Source organism: Flavobacterium sp. UW10123, assembly GCF_040538975.1.
Taxonomy (GTDB): Bacteria; Bacteroidota; Bacteroidia; order Flavobacteriales; family Flavobacteriaceae; genus Flavobacterium.
In genome coordinates this window covers 479,850-501,166 of record NZ_JBEWQE010000001.1, presented here as the reverse complement: position 1 = coordinate 501,166, position 21,317 = coordinate 479,850, and the positions used below count along the sequence as shown (strand labels likewise).

21 protein-coding genes are annotated in these 21,317 nt (G+C 30.4%); 11 read left to right on the top strand and 10 right to left on the bottom strand.

What is annotated here, in order from left to right:
* Positions 1-27: 27 nt before the first annotated feature.
* The 3 genes from ABXT06_RS02215 (at position 28) to ABXT06_RS02205 (ending at position 3,666) form a co-directional block, all read left to right on the top strand.
* On the top strand, positions 28-1,296 hold the full coding sequence (locus ABXT06_RS02215; RefSeq protein ID WP_354589271.1) for a lipopolysaccharide biosynthesis protein: 1,269 nt from the start codon (positions 28-30) through the stop codon (positions 1,294-1,296).
* Between the two features lie 665 nt (positions 1,297-1,961).
* Positions 1,962-2,561 (top strand): hypothetical protein, encoded by a 600-nt coding sequence (locus ABXT06_RS02210; protein ID WP_354589270.1) that lies wholly within the window; start codon positions 1,962-1,964, stop codon positions 2,559-2,561.
* Complete coding sequence (locus ABXT06_RS02205; protein WP_354589269.1) at positions 2,551-3,666, top strand: glycosyltransferase family 4 protein; 1,116 nt, start codon at positions 2,551-2,553, stop codon at positions 3,664-3,666. Before ABXT06_RS02210 ends, ABXT06_RS02205 begins: the two co-directional genes overlap by 11 nt.
* A 12-nt stretch (positions 3,667-3,678) precedes the next feature.
* Here ABXT06_RS02205 and ABXT06_RS02200 read toward each other — a convergent pair whose 3' ends face one another.
* Positions 3,679-4,455 (bottom strand): 2OG-Fe(II) oxygenase, encoded by a 777-nt coding sequence (locus ABXT06_RS02200; RefSeq protein ID WP_354589268.1) that lies wholly within the window; start codon positions 4,453-4,455, stop codon positions 3,679-3,681.
* 138 nt (positions 4,456-4,593) lie between these two features.
* Here ABXT06_RS02200 and ABXT06_RS02195 point away from each other — a divergent pair, with 138 nt between their 5' ends.
* Genes ABXT06_RS02195 through ABXT06_RS02185 form a run of 3 tightly spaced genes read left to right on the top strand, consistent with a single transcriptional unit; the run spans position 4,594 to position 7,944 of the window.
* Positions 4,594-5,682, top strand: coding sequence for a DUF1972 domain-containing protein (locus ABXT06_RS02195; RefSeq protein ID WP_354589267.1), 1,089 nt, complete (start codon positions 4,594-4,596; stop codon positions 5,680-5,682).
* A gap of 1 nt (position 5,683) precedes the next feature.
* On the top strand, positions 5,684-6,964 hold the full coding sequence (locus ABXT06_RS02190) for an O-antigen ligase family protein (protein ID WP_354589266.1): 1,281 nt from the start codon (positions 5,684-5,686) through the stop codon (positions 6,962-6,964).
* On the top strand, positions 6,961-7,944 hold the full coding sequence (locus tag ABXT06_RS02185) for a UDP-glucuronic acid decarboxylase family protein (RefSeq protein ID WP_354589265.1): 984 nt from the start codon (positions 6,961-6,963) through the stop codon (positions 7,942-7,944). Before ABXT06_RS02190 ends, ABXT06_RS02185 begins: the two co-directional genes overlap by 4 nt.
* 51 nt (positions 7,945-7,995) lie before the next feature.
* Here the strand turns inward: ABXT06_RS02185 and ABXT06_RS02180 are convergent, their stop codons facing one another.
* The 4 genes from ABXT06_RS02180 to ABXT06_RS02165 all read right to left on the bottom strand — a co-directional run bounded on the left by ABXT06_RS02180 (position 7,996) and on the right by ABXT06_RS02165 (position 12,242).
* Positions 7,996-9,183: a glycosyltransferase family 4 protein gene (locus ABXT06_RS02180; protein ID WP_354589264.1), complete on the bottom strand. Its 1,188-nt coding sequence runs from the start codon at positions 9,181-9,183 to the stop codon at positions 7,996-7,998.
* On the bottom strand, positions 9,183-10,268 hold the full coding sequence (gene wecB / locus ABXT06_RS02175) for a non-hydrolyzing UDP-N-acetylglucosamine 2-epimerase (RefSeq protein ID WP_354589263.1): 1,086 nt from the start codon (positions 10,266-10,268) through the stop codon (positions 9,183-9,185). The genes ABXT06_RS02180 and wecB overlap by 1 nt, the downstream gene beginning before the upstream one ends.
* A gap of 101 nt (positions 10,269-10,369) precedes the next feature.
* On the bottom strand, positions 10,370-10,891 hold the full coding sequence (locus ABXT06_RS02170; protein WP_354589262.1) for an ORF6N domain-containing protein: 522 nt from the start codon (positions 10,889-10,891) through the stop codon (positions 10,370-10,372).
* A gap of 40 nt (positions 10,892-10,931) precedes the next feature.
* Positions 10,932-12,242, bottom strand: coding sequence for a phenylacetate--CoA ligase family protein (locus tag ABXT06_RS02165; RefSeq protein WP_354589261.1), 1,311 nt, complete (start codon positions 12,240-12,242; stop codon positions 10,932-10,934).
* 135 nt (positions 12,243-12,377) lie between these two features.
* On the opposite strand from ABXT06_RS02165, the gene purD reads away from it, so the two are divergent.
* Positions 12,378-13,652 carry a phosphoribosylamine--glycine ligase gene (gene purD / locus ABXT06_RS02160; RefSeq protein ID WP_354589260.1) on the top strand — a complete coding sequence of 425 codons (1,275 nt, stop codon included), beginning with the start codon at positions 12,378-12,380 and terminating at the stop codon, positions 13,650-13,652.
* Between the two features lie 43 nt (positions 13,653-13,695).
* On the opposite strand, the gene ABXT06_RS02155 is transcribed toward purD, so the two are convergent.
* Positions 13,696-13,926, bottom strand: coding sequence for a DUF6341 family protein (locus ABXT06_RS02155; RefSeq protein WP_031453858.1), 231 nt, complete (start codon positions 13,924-13,926; stop codon positions 13,696-13,698).
* Positions 13,927-14,068: 142 nt separating this feature from the next.
* On the opposite strand from ABXT06_RS02155, the gene ABXT06_RS02150 reads away from it, so the two are divergent.
* The gene (locus ABXT06_RS02150) at positions 14,069-14,998 is read left to right on the top strand and encodes a DUF6427 family protein (protein ID WP_354589259.1); all 930 of its coding nucleotides are present in this window, start codon (positions 14,069-14,071) and stop codon (positions 14,996-14,998) included.
* On the opposite strand, the gene upp is transcribed toward ABXT06_RS02150, so the two are convergent.
* Positions 14,993-15,646: a uracil phosphoribosyltransferase gene (gene upp / locus ABXT06_RS02145; protein WP_354589258.1), complete on the bottom strand. Its 654-nt coding sequence runs from the start codon at positions 15,644-15,646 to the stop codon at positions 14,993-14,995. The genes ABXT06_RS02150 and upp overlap by 6 nt on opposite strands.
* 111 nt (positions 15,647-15,757) lie before the next feature.
* Here upp and ABXT06_RS02140 point away from each other — a divergent pair, with 111 nt between their 5' ends.
* Positions 15,758-16,363 (top strand): DUF4254 domain-containing protein, encoded by a 606-nt coding sequence (locus ABXT06_RS02140; protein ID WP_354589257.1) that lies wholly within the window; start codon positions 15,758-15,760, stop codon positions 16,361-16,363.
* Between the two features lie 43 nt (positions 16,364-16,406).
* Complete coding sequence (locus tag ABXT06_RS02135) at positions 16,407-17,417, top strand: glycosyltransferase family 9 protein (RefSeq protein ID WP_354589256.1); 1,011 nt, start codon at positions 16,407-16,409, stop codon at positions 17,415-17,417.
* 212 nt (positions 17,418-17,629) lie between these two features.
* Here the strand turns inward: ABXT06_RS02135 and ABXT06_RS02130 are convergent, their stop codons facing one another.
* The 3 genes from ABXT06_RS02130 to ABXT06_RS02120 all read right to left on the bottom strand — a co-directional run bounded on the left by ABXT06_RS02130 (position 17,630) and on the right by ABXT06_RS02120 (position 19,720).
* On the bottom strand, positions 17,630-17,974 hold the full coding sequence (locus tag ABXT06_RS02130; RefSeq protein WP_354589255.1) for a hypothetical protein: 345 nt from the start codon (positions 17,972-17,974) through the stop codon (positions 17,630-17,632).
* Between the two features lie 230 nt (positions 17,975-18,204).
* Entirely contained in the window at positions 18,205-18,513 is a 309-nt protein-coding gene (locus ABXT06_RS02125) for a hypothetical protein (RefSeq protein ID WP_354589254.1), read from the bottom strand.
* Positions 18,514-18,667: 154 nt separating this feature from the next.
* Positions 18,668-19,720, bottom strand: a complete 1,053-nt coding sequence (locus ABXT06_RS02120; RefSeq protein ID WP_354589253.1) for a 2Fe-2S iron-sulfur cluster-binding protein — start codon at positions 19,718-19,720, stop codon at positions 18,668-18,670.
* Positions 19,721-19,848: 128 nt separating this feature from the next.
* On the opposite strand from ABXT06_RS02120, the gene ABXT06_RS02115 reads away from it, so the two are divergent.
* The gene (locus ABXT06_RS02115) at positions 19,849-21,309 is read left to right on the top strand and encodes a DUF5687 family protein (protein WP_354589252.1); all 1,461 of its coding nucleotides are present in this window, start codon (positions 19,849-19,851) and stop codon (positions 21,307-21,309) included.
* Positions 21,310-21,317 lie beyond the last annotated feature (8 nt).

The window sequence follows — 21,317 nt, the reverse complement described above, 5'->3', positions numbered from 1 at the left end:
TACTATTTCTAAACAAATCCTATTATCTTGTTTAAATTAAAATGCCAAAATGTATTACAGAATAACCGAATTAAAAATTTTGTTATTTATGGAATTGGCCAGATTGTTAATCTGGTCAGCCCGCTTTTGGTAATGCCTTATTTAGTAGCTGTTTGCGGAAAAGAAGGATTAGGGAAAATTGGCGTAGGATTTTCGTTTGCTTTAGTATTGAATGTTTTGGTTGATTATGGTTCTTATATTAACGGAACCAAAGAAATATCAATAAATAGAAAGAATCCTGAGATTATAAGAACAAAAATAGTTTCAATATATGTAATGAAATTCTTTTTGATTTTATTCTCGTCATTTATTGCTTTTCTTCTTATTTATTTTATTCCTTTTTTTAATAAAGAACAAGGCGTTTTCTTTTTTAGTTTCTTGTATGTAATAGGTCAATTCTTAAACCCTACTTGGATTTTTCAGGGAGTGGAAAACTATAAATGGATCTCGTTTATTAATATTATTTCGAAAGTAATATATGTTGCTTGTGTTTTTATTTTTATCACTAAAAGGGATGATTATATTTATGCGAATGCTTATTTAGGATTTGGTTTGATTATTTCGAGTTTAATAGGACTAATTTATTTGATTAAAAAATACGATTTACAATTCTATCACAATGTTATTAAAGATGCATTGGTATTATTAAAGGAAGAATTCTCTCTGACTTTTTCTCAATTGTTTCTTTCGTTTTATCAATATTTGCCTATAATGATAATTAGTTATGTGGGAGGTAATGGAATGGCTGGACAATATAGAATTATAGAACAGATCGTCATGACTTTTAGAAGTTACTTGCAAATGTTCTTCAATTTTATCTATGCCGATGTTTGCCTGCAAATACACACAAGTTTAAAAAAAGGAGTTTCACATTGGTTAAAATATAATGGTCTAAATTATATATTTATTCTATTATTAGTATTTATAGCATTTGTATTTGCAGAAGAAGTCTTGTTATATTTCAATATTGAAACAAATGATTTAAAACCAATGGTATACTTTTTCAGATTAGGTTTGATTATACCTATATTTATGGCAATTTCTTTTGCTTTAAAACAATTACTTTTTGCATTAGATAAGAATAAGGTGTACATAAATATTACAATCGGCTCTTCAATTTTTAGTTTGCTTGCGTTTTTTTTATTAGTAAAAACTATTGGGTTACAGGGTGCTTTTATTGCTACAATTTTTATCGAAATAATGGTAATAGTTTTATATTGTGCAGTTTTAAAACCAATAATTAGATTGAGTAAGTAATAATGAATATACCAGTTTACAAAAGTTTTCCGTACCAAATTTTATTTTTGCTTTGCATCGGAGTTTCTTTGTTTGCTAACTACGAACTTACTTTTGCGGTCTGGTCTTTAACTTTATTGTTGACAATCAAAAGAAAATATTCTTTTACCATTATTCAATATAACGTTATTTTTCTCATTATACTTTTAATAGCGATTGTTTCTACATTCTTCAGCACAACAACGCTTTTTTTAGTTATAAGAGATTTTACCTATTTAGTTAAACCAATTTTAGGATTATTGGTTGGATATCAACTCTGTAGATTCAGCAGTAAATTAGCTTTAAAAGTGATGGTTTATACAGGATTAGCAATTTCTGTCATGCACCTCGTGATGTTATCTTTCGCGGTTATTGAATTCAGAACTTTAAGTGTTAATCTGCTCAGGGAAAATGGCGGTTATTTTAGCGATTACGAAATCTATGTATTAATTATTCTTATTTTTTGTAAAGAGCTGAAACTAGAAATATCAAAAAAACAGAGAATCCTATTTTTAGCAATAATTGGATTATCTAGTTTTTTATATCTGGCTAGAACAAACCTAATTCAATTTATTATTCTTTATGTTGGTTTAAAGGGATATTTAAGTTTTAATAAGAAATCTTTAAAAGTAATTTTGTTTGTTTTTTTGGCAACAATTATTGGCTATACAACGATTGTTTATATTAACCCAAAAAGAGAAGGAAAAGGTATTCAGGCTTTTTTATATAAAATAAAAATTGCGCCTCAGGAAGCTTTTAAAACAAAAATTGACAAAGATGATTGGAAAGATTTTAACGACAATTATAGATCTTTTGAAAATATAATTGCTGTAAATCAAGTTTCTGCAAAAGGAAACAGAGCTATATTTTTTGGAGAAGGCCTCGGTTCAACCCTGAATTTGGGCAGGAAAATTTGGACCAATGACCACGAAAATGTTCAGTATATCCCAATTGCACACAATGCATATATGACAGTGTTTTTAAAATCAGGATTATTAGGGGTTTTATTTCTTCTAATTTTTTTAATTATTTTATACAGACAAAAAAAATCTGATGTAGAGAATGTGCAGGCTGTCAATTATTTGTTGATAGGAACAAGTGTTTTTCTAATAGTATCAAATTGGGTGTTTCTGGGACTGTATTTAAAATTGGATAATAAATCGATAATAATAGGTTTTTTGATTGCCCTTAGAGAAATAATAATAAGAGAGCATATAAGTCAAAAAAGAATTGAAAATGAGTATTAAAAACACAACCAGTATTTTTGTTGATTGCCATGTTTTTGATAGTGGTTTTCAAGGAACAAGAACCTATATAAAAGGTTTATATTTTGAGTTAATTAAGAAAAGCGATATTCAATTTTTTTTAGTTTCTTCTAATCCGGATCATTTGGCATCTATTTTTGGAAACCATTCAAATGTTACGTATTTAAAATACAGATATCAAAACAAATTTCTGAGATTACTGATTGATATACCGCAGATTATAAAAAGGAATAAAATTGATTTTGCTCATTTTCAATATACCGTTTCACCAATAAAAAGGTGTAAATACATTGTTACGACACATGATGTATTGTTTATTGATTTTCCAGAATATTTTACGTTTTTCAGCAAAATTGTCAATACGTTTTTATATAAACAAAGCGCTAAATTTTCAGAAATCAGATTGACGGTTTCAGAATATTCTAAACAGAAAATCCAGCAACATTTTGCATTATCAAATTATCTGATAACTCCAAATGCGATATATGATGCATTTTTTCAAGAATATGATAAAGAGCAGATTAAAGCTGAAGTTATAGAAAAGTTTTCTTTAAAAAATTACATTATTTATGTAAGCCGATGGGAGCCAAGAAAAAATCAACAAATGGTTTTAAAAGCTTTTATAGATCTGAAATTGTACAAAAAATACAAGCTTCTGTTTTTGGGAAATGATACTTTATCAAATCAACGATATGATGAGGTTTTTAATGCATTAAATTCCGAAATAAAAAATGAGATAATTACTTTAAAAAATACCGATTTAAGAACAATGCTATTGTTGTTGAGGGGAGCAGATGCATCTGTTTATCCTTCTTTGGCAGAAGGTTTTGGAATTCCTCCATTGGAATCAGTAGCGGCCAAAGTCCCAACAATTTGTTCTAATAAAACAGCAATGTCAGATTTTACTTTTTTTGAGGATTATTATTTTGATCCTTATAATCAGGACGATTTTAATCAAAAACTCCAAAAGATCTTAACCCAAAATGTAGTTTCAGATTTTGAGATAATGTCGCAAAAAATAAAAGAAAAGTACAGCTGGCAAAAATCAGCAGATATATTGTATCAGCAGATTAAAAAACATGAATAACAACAATTCAGTTTATTGATTTTTGGCTGTATTGCTTCCAAATAATTTGTTTTTTGTTTGAACTAGAAAATTATAATTTTTAGCAAATTGTTTTTTTAAAAACGAAGCATCTTCTTTTGGATACCAATCTGTTGTTCTTGCCTTCTCGATTTGTACTTTATGAATTTGATAGGCATAAGTTGCAACAGAAGTTCTATAATTGCCATCAGGAAAATTTGTCATATCATATCCATGAAGCGTGTAAGGCGCACATTGCTGAATAATTAAACGATTAAAAGGAACGTCTAATTCTGCATTTTCACCTGTTCTTAAATCAAATATTTTTAATTCTCCTTTATATTCTGGTTTCCAGTCTTTGTTTAGATATAAAAGCAGATTTAATTCGCGATACCAATTCTTTTTAATAGGATGATAATTGAAATCTAAGTGCATATCCAGAAAACTATTTTTCTTGCCCTGATGTAAGCCACCACCGTGATTTTTTGGATCAACAAAAACAGATTTTGAGGTTATATAAGATATGATTTTATTGAATCTTTCAGAAGAAAGCTCATTATACAATTCATACATTTCAGGGCCCAATTCTTTATAATTTGATTTTTCAAATTTATTATTTGCAAAAGAATAGTCGCGGCTTTTGTTTTTGAGTTCAGGAATGCTTTGATGAGCTTTTAGCAACTTTTCTTCTTCACAAAAGTTATCAATTATTAAATGCGGAAACGGACTGGCAGTTAAATATTTTAAGCGCAAATCGTCTAAATGGGTTTCCAGGTATTCAAAATTAATCATAAGTGTTATTTTAAACCGCTTGCGAACAAAAGTAGAAATTAAATCAAATAATCATTAATTATAAATGAATTTGTTTATAATAAAAATTTTCAGAATTTTAAAATCATTATTTTTGATTCCTGTTTTATAAGACTTAAAATGAAAATAGCCATTCTTGGTACTAGAGGAATTCCTAATAATTATGGTGGATTTGAGCAGTTTGCTGAAATTTTTGCCGTTTTTTTAGCTGAAAAAAAACACGATGTTTATGTATATAATTCTCATAAACATATTTTTCAGGAGAAAGATTTTATGGGAGTAAATATTATTCATCAATATGATCCAGAATATAAAATAGGCACTGCCGGACAATTTATTTATGATCTGAATTGCATTTTAGATTCTAGAAAAAGAAATTTTGATATCATTTTACAATTAGGTTATACAAGCAGTTCTATATGGTCTTTTCTTTTACCAAAAAAAACAAAAATAATTACCAACATGGATGGATTGGAGTGGAAGAGAACCAAATATTCCAAACCAATACAAAAGTTCTTAAAATTTGCCGAAAAAAAAGCAGTACAAAGCAGTGATTATCTAGTTGCAGACTCGCTGGGGATTAAAAAATATTTGAAAGAAAAATATAAAACAGAGGCAGTTTATATTGCTTATGGAGCTGATTTGTTTTCTGAACCGCAAGAAGAGGTGCTTGCACAATATAATGTTGAAAAAAACAATTTTAATTTATTGATAGCTCGTTTTGAACCAGAAAATAATATAGAAGTAATTTTGGACGGTATTGCTGAAAGTCAAGATGATAAAGTGATGCTGGTTGTAGGGAATAATGATAATAGTTATGGAGACTATCTTAAAAAGAAGTTTTATAATTATCGAAATATACGTTTTATAGGCGGAGTTTATAATAAAAGACATTTAGATAATTTAAGATATTTTTCTAATCTTTATTTTCATGGACATTCAGTAGGAGGAACAAACCCTTCTTTACTTGAGGCAATGGCTACAAAAGCATTAATTGTTGCACACAACAACGAATTTAATCGCGCTATTTTACAAGAAAAGGCATTTTATTTTTCGAATGCAAAAGATATTAAACACTTTATAAAAACCGTAAAAAGAAAAGATCACGAAAAAATTGTTCAAGATAACTTTGATACAATACTTCATGAATTTAATTGGAATAAAATAAATGAATCATATCTTAAATTATTCGAAGAAAGTCTACAGTAAAATGGATGAATTATGGAAGGACAAAACTTTGCCTACTTGTTTATTAGCGGCAATGTTAATAACACTTCCATTGAAACATAATATAGGGAGTTTAACCTGTATTGTTTTTTTATTGTTTACTTTTCTTAAAGCAAAAAAGATAGATTTTTCGTTTTCTAAAGTTTTATTACTCCCAATACTATTATATGCTTTGATGCTTTTATCACTCATTTGGACAATAGAAAACAATTTAACTGTCAGAGGTTTACAAAAAGAAATATTGTTACTCTTGGTTCCTTTAGCTTTTTGCGCATTGCCAAAAATAAATCGAAATGATGTAAATAAGGTTATCAAGTGGTATAGTTTTACAATGGTATGTTTCGCGATTTTCTATTTTATAAAGGCAATTGTAAGATTCATAAATTTTGGGAACAAAGGAGTTTTCTTTTATCACGAATTAGTCACTTTAGAGTTAAATGCGATTTATATGTCTGTTTTTGCTTCTTTAGGCCTATTTTATTTCCTTACCAAAAAAGAAAAATCAATTATAGATAAAGCAGGATTTTCAGTTCTTATTGTCTTTATATTTTTATTATCATCTAAAAATATTATTGTAGTTGATTTGATTTTGATCATAACTTATTATTCGTTTTTTTCTGCTATCTCAAGAAAAACAAAGCTGATAATACTCTCAACTGTTATTGTGATATCTATAAGTTCCATACTTTTTATTAAACCAATTAGAGAAAGGTTTATGATTGAGTTTGAAACAATATTTGTTGACGGTTCTTTAAATAAAAATACTAAAGAAAACCAAGGGCCAATTTATAATGTAAGTTTAAAACAAGCGTGGAACCAAGATCAATTTCAACAAAATGATTTTTTCCCAGGAACAGCTTTTCGATTGTTCCAGATTAGAATTTTTAAAGAAATGCTGGAGCAAGAGAATATTCTTTTTACAGGATTTGGATTAGATGCTTCTCAGAATAAAATCAAAGAAAAAGTAAAAGAACATAATTTATATCCAAATTACGGAGAGTTTAATTTTCACAATGAATACATTCAAATATTCTCAGAATTAGGAGTATTTGGTTTTTTAGTACTAGTAAGCATGTTATTCATTACAATCAAAAGAGGAATTATAAACAAAGATTTTGTTCATATTGCTTTTGCGGTAACAATGATAGTCTTATTTTTGACCGAGTCTTTTTTGAGTCGACAAAGAGGAATAATTTTCTTTATAATTTTTTACTGCATGTTGAATGTGGCAGATAATTCTAATGAACAGAAAATATTAAAATGAAAAGAATACTTATTACAGGAGCAGCGGGATTTTTAGGATCACATTTATGTGACAGATTTATCAAAGAAGGATATTTTGTTATCGGGATGGATAATCTAATTACGGGAGATCTTAAAAATATTGAACATTTATTCAAATTAGAAAACTTCGAGTTTTATCATCATGATATTACCAAATTTGTACATGTTCCAGGTGAGTTAGATTATATCTTGCATTTTGCATCGCCGGCAAGTCCTATAGATTATTTAAAAATTCCAATTCAGACTTTAAAAGTAGGGTCTTTAGGAACGCATAACTTATTAGGATTAGCGCGAGTTAAAAAAGCCAGAATTTTGATTGCTTCAACATCAGAAGTTTACGGAGATCCTTTAGTGCATCCTCAGACGGAAGAATATTATGGAAATGTAAATACCATTGGTCCTCGTGGAGTTTATGACGAAGCAAAACGTTTTCAGGAATCAATCACGATGGCATATCATACTTTTCACGGTGTCGAAACCAGAATCGTACGTATTTTTAATACTTACGGTCCAAGAATGCGACTAAACGACGGACGCGTAATTCCTGCTTTTATTGGACAAGCTTTACGTGGCGAAGATTTAACGATTTTTGGAGACGGAATGCAAACGCGTTCTTTTTGTTATGTAGACGATCAAGTCGAAGGTATTTACAGATTATTACATTCTGATTATGTATATCCAGTAAATATTGGAAATCCTGACGAAATCACGATTAAAGATTTTGCAGAAGAAATTATAAAACTGACAGGAACGAATCAGAAAGTAGTGTATCATCCGTTGCCGATAAACGATCCGTTGCAGCGCCAGCCAGCCACGACAAAAGCTAAAAAATTGCTCGGTTGGGAAGCCAAAGTTAGCCGTGCTGAAGGAATGAAAATCACTTATGAGTATTTTAAATCATTGTCTCCCGAAGAGTTAGCCAAAGAAGAACATAAAGATTTTTCGAATTATATAAAATAAAAAAAGGGGAAATTTTAAACATTTCCCCTTTTTCATTTAAATGAAATTGATTCAAAAAGCATCATTTTCAATTAAATCTTTCATTTGTTTATCGAGATTAAAATTCTGTTTTGCATGATTAAAAATTGTTTTTTTCATGTCTTGAATTTTAATTTTTCCAGTTTCTGAAATCTGTTGTAAAGTTGTATTTAAACCATTAAAATCTTCAACTGGAACTACCCATCCTAGATTGTTTTCTTCCACAATATTTTCACCTTCTCCACCGCCAAAATAAAGAACAGGAAATCCTAGAGCACTGTATTCGAATATTTTTGAAGGAACAGAACCATAAATTCTTGTCTTTAATGGAACAAGTGCAATATCTAAACTCATAAGTTTTTCATGAAGCACATTTCTATCCAGCATTCCGTGAAAAACAATTTTCTGCATTGGATTCTGATTCATATAATCGACAATTTGAGCTTTCTCTGCACCATCTCCAAAAATATGTAATTCTACATTTAGATTTTTTAAATATAATTTTTGAATAAGTTCAAAAACTCCCTGCGCTACACCTAACAATCCTGCATAAAATAACTTTATAGGTTCGTCAGGTGTTTCATTTTTATGTATAATATTTTCTACAAAATGATCTGGGTAATTACGGTACAAAAAACATTTTTTTTCTGGAAAAATAGAATGAATGTGATTTATAATTTCATTTGACTGACCAAAAATATGCGTTGCTTTTTTGTAAATGAAACGTTCTATAAAAAGAAGCATTTTATGCGAAATACTGTTTTTCTTTAAAACGCCGAGTTCAATTGCAGCTGTTGGCCAAAGATCGGAGACGTTCAAAATTATTTTTTTTCTTTTAATCCAAAGTGCAAAAACAGCAGTAAAAGACAACAATAAAGGCGGAGATTGCACAATTACTTTTTTGGGTGTTTTGGCAAATAATAAATGAAAAAATAGGATAGTAGAGAAAGAAAACGTCGAAATAATTCGTTTAAAAATATTAGAACTATTACTCGGATAAATCCAAAGGCGTTTTAAAGTAATATTCTGAATTTTTTCTGTCACCGAGAATTTACCTTTGTATTCAGGAAAAATTTCTCCTTTTGGATAATTTGGAAGTGGAGAAATCACCGAAACTTCATATCCGTTTTGGTTTAATTTCAAAGCCAATTGCTCAATTCTATTTGCAGCTGCACCTTTTTCTGGCGGATAATAATTGGATATAATTAAGATATCTTTCATTATTTATCCAATAAAATTGAAATAATTCTTTCTGATGCTTTTCCATCCCATAATTCTGGAATACCGCTTTTTCTGGCACCGTTTTGTAAAAATGAACCAAAGACTTTTTTTAGATTTTCAAAAGAAGTTCCCACAATTGTATTAGATCCAATGGTTTCTGTTTCAGGTCTTTCGGTGTTATCACGCATCGTAAAACACGGAATTCCAAGAACAGTTGTTTCTTCAGAAATTCCACCGCTGTCTGTAATAACTGCAAAACTATTTTTAATTAAGTACATAAAATTTAGATAACCTTGTGGTGAAACAAAAATGATGTTTTTAAATCCGATTTTACTTTCGCTTAAAATTGCTTGCGTTCTAGGGTGAATAGGGAAAATTATTTTTTTATCACTTACTAATGAATCAATTCCGTGCAATAAATCGATAAGAGACGAAACTTCGTCAACATTTGCCGGACGATGCAAGGTTAAAATGATATAATTTTTTTCTTTTAATTGATGCTCGCTCCAAAAATCTGGTGCCGAACTTCTATTGATATTTTGATATAAAGTATCAATCATAACGTTGCCCACAAAGTGAACATTTTCTGGATGTGAGCCTAATTTTAATAAATTTTCTGATGCCGGTGTTGAGGTTGTAAAAAAGTAATCGGTAATACTGTCCGTCAGCATTCTATTAATTTCTTCAGGCATTGTTAAATCTCCAGATCGTATACCAGCTTCAACATGCGCGACTTTTGTATGGCATTTTTTTGCGACGATTGAGCAGGCCATTGTTGAGTTAACGTCGCCAACAACTAAAACTAAGTCAGTAGGATTTTGAAGTAATTCTTTTTCAAAAGCAATCATAATTGCAGCTGTCTGTTCTGCCTGAGAACCGCTTTTAACTTCTAAATTGATATCTGGCTGAGGAATATTTAATTCTTCAAAAAAAGTATCGCTTAAGTTTTTATCATAATGCTGGCCTGTGTGTACTAAACGAAATGAAATATCGAAACCTTCATTTTGTTTACTTTTGATAGCATTAATAATTGGAGCTATTTTTATAAAATTAGGTCTCGCACCTGCGATTATGGTAATTTTCATAGATTCTTTCTAAAAACTTTCTTTGGCAAAAGTAAAGTTTAAATTGGATTCTAAACAAATTGGAAGATTTTCTTAATGTTTAAAAAACAATTTTTGAAAATCTATTTTTTATAACCAATTTTCACTCTTTCCTCTTCGTTTTCTTTTTTCTCAGTTAATTCATCCAAATATGAAAACACCAATTCTATATTTTTATCATGATTCTCTAACTTTTTCTGAATCTGTAAAATATCGACTTTAATTTCAGTTGTATCCAAAAGCATTTGTCTCACTTTCGTGAAAATCCTCATAATTTGAATATTGGTTTGAATTGCTTTGTCGCTTTTTAGGATGCTTGATAGCATTAAAATTCCATGTTCAGTGAAGACAAAAGGAGATATTCGAGTTCCTCCCCAACTTGAGGTCACAAATTGTGACCTCAAGTTTTCAAATTCATTTTGAGACAACTCAAACATAAAATCATCAGGAAATCTTGAAATATTCCTTTTCACAGATTGTTTAAGCACTTTGGTTTCTATTCCATAAAGCAAAGCCAAATCACGATCAAGCATTACCTTTTGACCACGAATAAAATATATTTTATTAGAAATTGTTTCTTCTGAAAGTAAAGAATTATCGTCCATGAGTTTTTATTTGAAAAACAAATGTAAGATTTTATTTATATTACAAATAAGATTTAAATTGTTTTAATTTTCCCCGATTGGTTCTTTCTAAAACCGTTTTTCTAGTAAAAGTGAAGTTTAAATTGGGTTCTAAATACAAATCGATAGCTTCTTTTATTTTTTGGATTTGCTCTGAAACCAATTCTTTTTCAGCTACATATTCAATTTCAAAAGTGTCTATTTTAGTTTGTTTGATGATAAATTCTTTTACATTTCCATCGTCTTCAATAATGCTTTTGGTTACATAATAAAAAGTCAAACCGGGTGATTTTTTACCGCTTGGAAGAATTGCAACATCATTGGTTCTTCCAATCAGTTTTTTTAAAATTGGTTTTTGTGGTGTGCTTTTTTCGTCTAAAATTCCAATGTCGCCAATTTCATATCGGATAAAAGGATTTGCTTTATTGAATAACGAAGTAATTACAATTTTTCCTTCTGTTCCATGTGGAACAGGTTTATTGTTTTCATCTAAAATCTCAACAAACAGCGTTTCAGCATTTACTTGCCATTCGCCTTGCGGATTTTCAAAAGCAATTAAATCCAATTCAGAAGCGCCATATTCGCTGATAATCGGAATTCCGAATTGTTTTTCCAACAATTTTTTATCCGTTTCAAAAAGCATTTCCGAAGTAACAAAACAAGCTTTTAAAGTCGGACAAATTTCGTTTAAAATAATGTTTTTCTGCTCCAAATATTTGGCGAATAGCACAATAGAACTAGTATAGCCGTTGAGGTAATCGAATTTTTTGGTTTTGAATTTCTGTAGAAATTTTTCTAGAACATCATCCGATAAATCAAAAACTGGAAAACGAAAACGATGCGTCAAAAAATCTTTGAAACGTTCTTTTTTATATCCAATAAAATCCATCGGAATTCCATAAAAACGTGCCTGATACGAGTAATTAAAATCAATTCCAAACCAGCCAAAACGCATAATATTCGAAGCCCAAGTCAAGGCATGCGAATATTTGTCTTTAGCAAAAACAAAAGGAGTTCCGCTTGATCCTGAAGTTTTGTTAAGGTAAATGTTTTTTTTAGAATAGCCTTTTGAAAGTCTTTCTTCAAGAGGTTTTTGAAGATTTTGTTTGTTTAAAATGGGCAAATTTTCCCAATTTTCAACAGTTGTACTTCCAGCCAATTCTTTGTAAAATGAGTTGTTTTTTAGATGAAAATCAACAATTTCTTTCTTTTTATTTTCAAGAAACGAAATGTATTTGTCTTCAGAAAAATGAACAATTTTATCCAATTCAGCTTTTGCTTCCTTTATCGGAAAACCATTTAATTGAAGGGAAAGATCAAAAAGGCGAATCATTTTTCTGGATAATTTTCGTCAAAAATAATATTTAGGAATTACTAACAGTATAGAACCAACAACTTTTTAGAGATTTAATTATTTTTTACGTTCAAAAGCAAGTATTTTTGCACCACAACTAAATACAACAACACCATGACAATTTTATTATTGGGATCAGGCGGAAGAGAGCATGCATTTGCGTGGAAAATGACACAGAGTCCGCTTTGCGAAAAACTTTTTGTAGTGCCAGGAAATGCAGGAACTGCTGCAATTGCTGAAAATGTTGCAATATCTGCGACAGATTTTGAAGCTGTAAAAGCATTAGTGCTTAAAGAAAATATAAGTTTAGTAGTCGTAGGACCAGAAGATCCGTTGGTAAAAGGTATTTACGATTATTTTAAAAACGACGAAAGTTTAAAACATATTCCAGTTATTGGACCATCTCAATTAGGTGCGCAATTAGAAGGAAGTAAAGAATTTGCAAAAGAATTCTTGATGAAACATAATATTCCTACTGCAGCTTATGACAGTTTTACTGCTGAAACAGTTGAGGAAGGATGTAAGTTTCTTGAAACTTTACAACCACCATACGTTTTAAAAGCAGACGGACTAGCAGCTGGAAAAGGTGTTTTGATTATTCAGGATCTTGAAGAAGCTAAGACCGAACTAAGAAACATGCTGGTTCATGCTAAATTTGGAACAGCAAGTGCAAAAGTAGTTATTGAAGAATTCCTGGACGGAATCGAATTAAGCTGTTTCGTTTTAACTGACGGAAAAAGCTATAAAATTCTTCCAACGGCAAAAGATTACAAACGAATTGGAGAAGGAGATACAGGTTTAAACACAGGCGGAATGGGAGCAGTTTCTCCAGTTCCTTATGTAGATGCTGTTTTGATGGAAAAAATCGAAACACGTATCGTAAAACCAACAATCGAAGGTTTCCAAAAAGACGGAATCGAATATAAAGGATTTGTTTTCATTGGTTTAATCAATGTAAAAGGAGAGCCAATTGTTATTGAATACAATGTAAGAATGGGAGATCCTGAAACTGAAGTTGTGGTTCCGAGATTGAAATCAGATTTAGTAGAATTATTCTTGTCTGTTGCAGACCAGAAATTGGGAGAATTTAATTTAGAAGTAGATTCAAGAAGCGCAACAACAGTTATGGTAGTTTCTGGCGGATATCCAGAAGATTTCGAAAAAGGAAAAGTAATTTCTGGTTTAGAAAATATTACAGATTCTATAGTTTTTCATGCGGGTACAAAATTAGATAACGGAAATGTCGTTACTAATGGAGGACGTGTAATTGCTATAACATCTTATGGAGACGATTTCCAGCAGGCCATAAAAAAATCTTATCAAAACATAGATAAACTAAGCTTTGATAAGATGTATTTTAGAAAAGATATCGGTTTCGATTTAATCTAAAAATAAAATTCACAAGCCCTTTTTAATTAAAGGGTTTGATTTTTTATTTTAAAAATGAATGAGCCGTTGTATCTTGGTTTTCTGTTCCAGCGTCATCAAAAATACGTAATTGTTTAATCCAATAAACGATTGCGCATGAGCAGATGATCATGAAAATCCAGTTAATAGTGTTTGCACCAAACCATGTAATTAATTCCAAACGACGTAAAAAGTCAAGAGGAGCAAACAAAATGTTAACGAATAAGTATTGTATTCCTTCAAAAAAAGCTGTCATAATTCTTTAAAATTATATGTTATTTATTGTTGTGTAATGCTTTGAAGATAAAATTCGGTAAACCAAATCTTTTTTCAACTTGTTAGGTTTTTCCTTTTAAACAAGTATTATCTTTACAATCACAAAAGTATAAAATATCCTTATGATAACAAGTGTTTTTAAAAAATCTACGCCATTAAATTATTCATTGGTTGTAATTTTAATACTGGTTTTCTTTTTTATGTTCCAAATTAAAGACCCATCTTGGGTTACTTCTTATTTTTTGGCTTTTCAAAAAGTGAGTTTGTTATGCTTTATTTTGGCTTCTTTTTTTATGATTAATTTCATTGTAAAAAAGAACGGACTCAGTAAAGACAATGGTTACGCGATACTTTTTTACTTATTGTTTATTTTATTTTTTCCAACAATATTTAATAACTCAAATGTTATCTATGCCAATTTTTTTGTTTTATTGGCTCTTCGAAGATTGATTTCGCTACAATCTCTCAAAGCATCAAAAGAAAAAATATTTGACGCAGCATTTTGGATTTTTATAGCTTCTTTGTTTCAATTTTGGAGTATTCTCTTCTTAATATTGGTTTACATCTCGATTATTTTTCACGTTTCAAGAGATTATAGAAACTGGGTTTTGCCATTTATCGCACTTTTGGCAGTAACGATTTTATTTTACATGACATCATTAATTTTAAATTTTGATGCCTTAGCTTTTATTCAAGAAAGAGCTGTAATCGATTTTAGAATTGATTATTTTAAGAATAATTATGAAAACGCCGCACTTTCAATTTATACTGCTGTTGCCTTGTTTTTTGTTACTTCGATGTTAATGACATTGTCAAACAGACCGCAGATCGTACATTCTTCGTATAAAAAAATTGTAGCTTGTTTTTTTATCGCCGCTTTTGTTTACATTGTTTCACCAAACAAAAGCAACGATTTATTATTGTTTAGTATTGCTCCATTAAGTATTATGGCCACAAGTCATGTAGAATACATGCAACAGAAACTAAATAACGAAATTGTTTATTACACTTTGATTGTGTGTAGTTTATTTACTTTTTTCTCTCAGTTATAATTTACTTCCGTAAGCAAGATCGCCAGCATCGCCAAGACCAGGAACAATGTAGTTTTTCTCATTTAGTTTTTCATCTAGAGAAGCTACCCACAAATGACAGTTTTCAGGAAGATTTTCCTCAAGATAAGTTATCCCTTCTGGAGCAGCAATAACAACAACAATATGTAATTCTTCTGGAGTTGCGTTTTCGACTAGTTTTTTGTGAACTGCAACTATTGATTGCCCCGTCGCGAGCATCGGGTCAAGAAGCAGAACGGTTTTATTATTTAAGTCTGAAATTGCCTGATATTCAACTCGAATTTCAAATTCGTCATCATTATTAGGGTGAAATCTGCAGGCAGAAACAAAACTATTTTCGGCATGATCAAAATAATTTAAAAAACCATTATGAAGTGGTAATCCAGCTCTTAAAATTGGACACAAAACTAAATCTGTATCAATTTCTGTAGTCTTCTTAATTCCAAGAGGAGTTTGGATTTCGACATTTTTATAAGGTAAAATTTTACTCAGTTCATAAGCCATAATTTCGCCAATGCGTTCAATATTTCTACGAAAACGCATACTGTCATTCTGTACATTTACATTTCTAATTTGCCCTAAGAAATGATTTAAAACACTGTTATTTTCAGAGATATAATGAATTTTCATGATGAAATTGTAGTTTATTTAGAGATATAATGATGAAACGAAAAATAATTCCTTTTCTTCGCAGCATAAAAGTATAAAAAGTATCTTTGTATCTATTAAAAAAATAAAAACATGTTTTCAAAATTAGCATATTCTGTTTTCGAGCAAAGTATCAAAGATTATCATCAGTTTGATAATGTAGATCAGCCGATCAATAATCCTTATCCAAAAGATAAGTTCGAGCATTTGTTATATCTAAAAAATTGGATTGATACTGTTCAATGGCATTTTGAAGATATTATTCGCGACCCACAGATTGATCCTGTAGCGGCTTTAACTTTAAAAAGAAGAATTGACGCATCAAATCAGGAACGTACTGATATGGTGGAATATATAGATAGTTATTTTTTACAAAAATACAGCAATGTAAAAGTAAAAGACGGCGCAAAAATCAATTCTGAAAGTCCAGCTTGGGCATTTGACAGATTATCGATTTTGGCATTAAAAATTTATCACATGCATGAAGAAGCTACTCGTGCAGAGGCTACTCAAGAGCATAGAGATAAATGTCAGGAAAAATTAAATGTACTTTTAGAACAAAGAAGTGATTTATCTACTGCAATTGATGATTTACTTACAGATATTGAAAACGGAGATAAATTCATGAAAGTGTACAAACAAATGAAAATGTACAACGACGATGATTTGAATCCAGTTTTATACCAAAATAAAAAATAATAATTTGGCAGACTTGTCTAGCAAAATTAAGCATATAGCCGTCATGAGACTATCCGCAATGGGAGATGTCGCCATGACGGTTCCTGTTTTACGAGCTTTTGTAAAACAGTATCCAGAGGTAAAATTGACCGTTATTTCTCGTCCGTTTTTTAAACCTTTCTTTGACGGAATTCCGAATTTGGAGTTTTTTGCTTTTGATGAAAAAGAGAGACACAAAGGATTTCCAGGGCTTTTACGCTTGTTTAAGGATGTAAAAAAATTGAAGATTGATGCTTTTGCTGATCTTCATAATGTGTTACGATCAAAAGTGGTGAGTTTGCTTTTCGCTTTAAGCGGAAAAAAAAGAGCAACAGTTGATAAAGGAAGAGAAGGAAAAAAAGAATTGACACGTGAAGAAAACAAGATTTTCAAACAATTGCCAACCATGTTTGAAAGACATGTAAAAGTGTTTGAAGAATTAAGTTTTCCTTTGGATTTATCGAAACCAACATTTCCTGAAAAAGCAGTTTTAGGTTCTGATATTTTGCAAATTATCGGAAATGAAAATTTGAAATTAATTGGAATCGCACCTTTTGCACAATATGATTCTAAAGTTTATCCTTTGGATTTAATGAAAGAAGTAATTGCAAAATTGGCTGAAAATTCTTCATACAAAATTTTACTTTTTGGCGGAGGAAAGAAAGAAATCGAAGTTTTAGATTCACTTTCCCAACCTTTTGAAAACGTAATAAATATGGCTGGAAAAATTAAATTTCAGCAGGAATTACAATTGATAAGTAATCTTGATGTAATGCTTTCTATGGATTCTGGAAACGCACATATTGCAGCAATGTTGGGTGTAAAAGTCGTTACACTTTGGGGTGCGACACATCCTTATGCAGGATTTTTGCCATTTAATCAAAGTTTAGAAAATGCATTGACTTCAGACCGAAATCAATATCCAAAATTACCAACATCAGTTTACGGAAATAAAGTTGTTGAAGGATATGAAAATGCTATGAGGACAATTTTACCACAACAGGTTGTTGACAAGGTCTTAGAGCAACTTTTGTAAATATTTAGAAAACAGACTAAAACGGTAGTTACTTTTTTGCAAGCTTCGGAGAAGCGAAATATTTATAGTAGAATATGCGTCTACAATATTAAAGCTCCAGCGGAGCGACATGCTTTTTATAATAATGTCGCTCCGCTGGAGCTTTTTTCTTTTGTTTTATTGTGATCCTATAAACATTTTACCCCGCTGGGGTATTTGCTATGAACAATGTTTTAAGCAATATTTTTGTTTAAATCGTATCTTTCATTAGAATCGAGGAAAGAATATCCTATTGTTTTTTTTCTTTTTTTGTTTACTATAATTGAAACAAAATTATTCTTGTCTTCAGTTGACAATAGAATATGTTCGAATTTATTGGATGGATCTCTATAAATTTTATAAATCAAATCATGATCTTTAATTTTTTTAGATAAAACTTTAGCCGATTTAAGCCTGCTTACATAAGGCCAGATATTAAAAACATTTGAATCGGTTTTTTTTACTTCTACCATTTTGTCAGCCAAAGTTGAATTATATTTTTCTCTTTCAAGCAACTTAGGACCTTTTCTGTTTTTCATTTTTATAATAACTGCTAAAACGCACAGCGAAGCAGTTACAACGAGCATAATAAAAAGATAGAGATGAAAGTGTTGTACGTGAGCTGTCATGATATTTAATGTTTAAATGTTTGACAAATTTGATTTAGCTCTGTAAAATCTCAAAACAATGAGATTGAGATTGCTATAATTTTACCTCTAATTTAATGAAAAATCGGCAATAATTCGACAATATTTTGCTTTTATTTCAATTAGAGCCAAATCTTCTCATCGCGACAACGACGGTAGATATAACTTTTAAGGTTTGCAATGGTTTCTTGGTAATTAGGAGCATCATAACCATAGCGTTCGTGTTCCATTTGTTCTCTTTCAACGCTATCGCATCCTTTTATAACTTCTTTAATCATGTCGAGCAAGGCAAGTTTTTTATTGTCGGTTTTTTGAAATTTTAGTTCAACAATTTCATCCTGAAGCTCTTCACAATAATCAACTAGTTTGCCAACTTCTGGCTCATCCAGAAGATATTCCTTATTTCTAAAAATTTCTCGTACCGATTTCATAAACAATTAATTTTCAATTTTTTAAATTCCAAGTTACATCTCCGTCAAAGTTTTAAACTTTGACAAAGAGTAGAAACGCAATTAAACAAAAAAAAATCCAAATCCCAATTGAAAGATTGGAATTTGGAATTTTTAATATTGAAATTTAATGAGACTAGACGTCGTCGTAATCAACATAAATAGTTTCTGAGGTTGGATGCGCTTGACATGTTAAAATTAAACCTTCAGCAATTTCGCCGTCTGTCAAAATAGAATTTTTTGTCATTTCGGCACTTCCTGAGGTAACACGTCCTAAACAGCTGCTGCAAATTCCGCCTTGGCAAGAATAAGGAGCGTCAACACCTTGTTTTAGAGCAGCATCTAGAATTGTTTGTTTTTTAGACATTTCAAAAGTAGTTTCCTCATCGTCAACCAAAACAGTAATTTTTGTGTGTCCTTCTTGAGAACCTTGAATTGCATGCTCTTCAGAAGAAGAGGTAAACAATTCGAATTTAATAGCAGATTCTTTTACATTTTTCTCTTTCAAAACATTAGAAACAGTATTGATCATTTCTTCTGGTCCGCAAAGGAAAAACTTATCAAATTGAAGTTCTTTGTGTTTATTGTTTAAAACAAAATTTACAGCCGATTTTTCAATTCTTCCAAATAAAGCATTTTCAGCTTTTGCTTGGCTGTATACATAATGCACAAAAAATCTGCCTACATATTGCAATTGTAAATCGTGAAGTTCTTGATGAAAGATTGTGCTCTCAGGAGTTTTATTTCCGTAAACTAATACAAATGAACTCTTCGGCTCATTTTTAAGAACAGATTTTATAATAGAAAGAACTGGAGTAATTCCGCTTCCTGCAGCAAATGCTGCATAGTTTTTTTGTCTTTCGGCATCTGGTTCAAAAGTAAATTTACCTTCTGGCTGACCTACTTCAAGAACATCTCCCGCTTTCAGTTTTGTATTGGCAAACTGAGAAAAAAGACCATTTTTTACTGCTTTTACAGCAATTCTTAATTCGCCACTATCTGGTGCAGAGCAAATAGAATAAGCACGTCTAATTTCTTGGTTATCAAGAGTTAGTTTTAAATTTATATATTGACCTGCTATAAATTTATAGTCTGGTTTTAGTTCTTCAGGAACATTAAAAAGAATAGAAACAGCATCTGCAGTTTCGCGTTTAACCTCTTTAATTATAAGTTTTAAGAATGAAGGCATGATAGAATTTTTATGCAAAAGTAGCAAACCACCATTAAAAGTTTAGCACTAAATTATTTTTTTTAACTTTTTTTGTAACGTTTTCCTACATTTGGTCTCTTACTACAAAAATACTAAAACCATAAACCATGATTAAGAAGTTTATTTACCTCGAATGGAAGGCTTTTATTAGGTCGGCATCCTTCGGTAAAAACCTGGCAATGAAAATTATAATAGGTTTTTTGATGATCTATTTTTCATTAATTTTTGTCGCAATGGGCGTTGGAGCATTTTATGTTCTAAAGGATATGAAATTGGAACCATTAGTAACAGTCAATAAATTTCTTTTTTACTATTTTCTTTTAGACTTAATAATTCGATTGTTATTGCAGTCAATTCCTGTTTTGAATATTAAACCTTTATTGGTTCTTCCTTTTAAGAAACCAACAATTGTTCATTTTTCTTTAGGCAAAACGGCCTTGTCTTTTTTTAACTGGATACATGCTTTATTTTTTATTCCGTTTTCGGTCGTGTTAATTTTGAATGGATATGATGTTGTCGAAATTATTTTCTGGCATTTAGGAATAATGGCGATGATATACATCAACAATTTCCTGAATATTATCTTGAGTAATATTGACAAATTATTTGCTGTATTTGTAGTATTGATAGTAGTTTTAGGGGGCGCACAATATTATAAGTTGTTTGATGTCACAATATTTACAACTCCATTTTTTCAGAATTTCTATGATATTGATGGAGTGTTTTTAATTCCGATTTTAATACTAATCGGGCTCTATATTTTTAGTTTTAAATACTTTGAAAAGAATTTATACCTAGACGCAGGTCTTTCTGTAAAACACGATGTGGCATCAACAGAAAATCTGGCTTGGCTGAATCAATTTGGGACTTTGGGTACTTTTTTAAAAAATGATATTAAACTCATCAAAAGAAATAAAAGGTCAAAAACCACTATAGTAATGAGTGTAATCTTCTTATTCTACGGATTGATTTTTTTCGGAAATACCCATCAGCCGCCTGCTATGCAAATTTTTGCTGGAATATTTGTTTCAGGAGGATTTCTGTTTGTTTTTGGGCAGTTTGTGCCAAGTTGGGATAGTTCATATTATCAATTAATGATGACACAGAATATTCCGTATAGAGGTTATATTACCGCAAAATGGTGGCTTATTGTAATTGCTACTTTTATTTCTACAATTCTGGCTTCTTTTTATCTTTTGTTTGGGTGGGAAGTCTATCTAATTATTGTAGTAGGAGCAATTTATAATATAGGAGTCAATTCTCATTTGGTGCTTTTAGGAGGCGCTTTTACCAAAACACCAATCGATTTAAGTAATGCTGGAGGAGCTTTTGGAGATAAAAAAGCATTCAATGTAAGCGCTATGCTTTTGTCCCTACCAAAAATATTTTTGCCATTATTATTGTATTGGCTTGGATTACGTTACGCAGATAAATCTGTAGCATTAAGTTTGGTTGCAGGAGCAGGAGTCTTAGGGTTTATCTTTAAAGAAAAAGTATTTTCATTAATAGAAAGAAGATACAAAATTGAGAAATACAGTACGATAAGTGCTTATAAACAAAAGAGTTAATTAGAAAA